This window comes from Kitasatospora sp. DSM 101779 (assembly GCF_025655475.1).
GTDB lineage: Bacteria > Actinomycetota > Actinomycetes > Streptomycetales > Streptomycetaceae > Kitasatospora.
Genome location: NZ_JAHTIK010000001.1, coordinates 4,937,846 through 4,939,580, shown reverse-complemented (window position 1 = coordinate 4,939,580; position 1,735 = coordinate 4,937,846). Strand labels below are relative to the sequence as shown.

General features: G+C 75.6%; 1 protein-coding gene and 2 pseudogenes. 1 reads left to right on the top strand and 2 read right to left on the bottom strand.

All coding sequences use genetic code 11. The features are described 5' to 3' along the window. A pseudogene (locus KSNIM_RS22615) lies at positions 1 to 529 on the bottom strand (hypothetical protein); the annotation flags it as partial. 56 nt (positions 530 to 585) lie between these two features. On the opposite strand from KSNIM_RS22615, the gene KSNIM_RS22610 reads away from it, so the two are divergent. Further along, positions 586 to 1,116 carry an SHOCT domain-containing protein gene (locus KSNIM_RS22610; protein ID WP_263104987.1) on the top strand — a complete coding sequence of 177 codons (531 nt, stop codon included), beginning with the start codon at positions 586 to 588 and terminating at the stop codon, positions 1,114 to 1,116. 14 nt (positions 1,117 to 1,130) lie between these two features. On the opposite strand, the pseudogene KSNIM_RS22605 reads toward KSNIM_RS22610, so the two are convergent. Then, positions 1,131 to 1,735, bottom strand: a pseudogene (locus tag KSNIM_RS22605) (hypothetical protein); the annotation flags it as partial.

The following is a 1,735-nucleotide window of genomic DNA, read 5'->3' as shown; positions in this document are numbered from 1 at the left end:
GCTGCGCGCAGACCGCCTCCTGCGCGGCGCCGAGGAGCAGCCCGCCGAGCAGTGCCGCGCCGTCCTCGCACACCAGCACCGCCTCGGCGGTGACGTTGCCGTGCGTCAGGCCCTCGCCGTGCAGGGCGCGCAGCGCGCCGGCGAGGTCCGCGGCCAGCTCGGCCACCCGGTACGGCGGTACGGGCCCACCGTCGGCGAGTTCGGCGAGCGTGGCACCGGCCGGGCGTTCGCCCGCCACCCACAGCAGGTCGCCCTCGGCGGCCGCGCCGGTCTCGACGAGCAGCCGCGGGTGGCGCGGCGCGCGGTCGGCCAGCGCGGCGACGGGCTCGGCGATCCGGTCGCCGCGGCGCGCGTCGGGGTCCTCGTACAGGTCTCCCGAGTCTCCCGGGACGAGCAGTTCGGGCAGGTCGAGGGCGTGCAGCAGGACCGGCGCGCCCGTGTGCACGTCCTGCGCGGGCAGGCCGGCTCCCGTCGGACGGTCCGTCACCCGGTACCGTCCGGCCACCAGCTGACCGGGGGCCGCTCGCATGTCCGACTTCCTCTCGACCCGGCCAGAGTACGTCGCCGCGGCCGTAGGCTCGCGGTATGGACTGGACGGATCTGATCGATGTGGCCTTCGACGTGCTCGGCAGCGGCAACGGCCGGGACGCCAGGAACGCCGCCGTGCGCACCGTGGAGGCCGCCGCGGTGCCCGGCGAGGAGCCGGTGGCGGCGACCGCCGGGCGCCACCCGGACCACTTCCGCAGGGGCGCGCTGGTGCTGACCAGCCATCGGCTGCTCTTCCTCAAGGACGGCAAGCCGCCGGTGCCGGTTGCGCTGGGCGCGGTGACGGACGTGACGGTCACCCGCAGCCGGATCAACGGCGAGGTGCTGAAGGTGGTCGCGCTGACCGGTGCGCACCGCTTCGAGGACGTGGTGAAGGCGGAGCCGTTCGCGGAGCGGCTCCGTGCCGCGGCGGCGGAGGCCCGCCGCCGGGAGGCCGGGGCTGCGGCGTCCGCCGCGGCGGCGCCCCCGGCCGACCTGCTGGACCAGCTGGAGCGGTTGGCCGCGCTGCACGCCGCGGGCGCCCTCACCGACGAGGAGTTCACCCGGGCCAAGCAGCGCCTGATCGGCTGACCGGCCCCGGCGGGTCAGGGCGCGGGCTGGAAGGTGGCGAAGGCGATGGTGCGGGCCGCCGTGTTGGCCGCCGAGTTCCAGTCCGCGTCGGTGCTCGTCCAGTAGAGGGCGTAGCCGTACTTGCCGTTGCCGGTGACGAAGCCCCGGTTGAGCGAGTGGTTGGTGGTGCTGCTGCCGTAGGTCCACTCCCAGTCGGCGGCGTTGGTCCAGTCCCGGTAGGTGATCCCCTTCAGCTGGATGCGCTTGTAGTTGGCCCAGTTCTGGGTGCGCTCGCTGTCCTGCCAGTCGGCAAGGGCACTGTCGCCCGCGCCGACCGTCCAGTCGACCATCAGCTTCAGCCCGTTGCCCTCGAAATTGCGGCTGGTCGCGTCGTAGGCCCGGCCCATGTCGGCCATCCAGTCGGGCAGCACGATCGAGAAGCCGGACGCGTCGTGGACGGTCCGGTAGCCGGCCGGGACGGCACCGTCCTTGCCGGGCACCGGTGTGCCGGGGGCGGGGTTGCCCGCCGCGGGCGTGTTCGAGGGCTGGGCGCTCGGGGCGGCGGACGGCGCACCGGAGGCAGCCGACGGGGCGGCGGACGCACCCGTGCCGGCGGCCGGCGAGCCGCTGCCGCCGGGGG

Bases quoted from the DNA above. Each gene is read 5' to 3' on its own strand.
- KSNIM_RS22610 (WP_263104987.1), top strand. From the start codon at position 586: ATGGACTGGACGGATCTGATCGATGTGGCCTTCGACGTGCTCGGCAGC.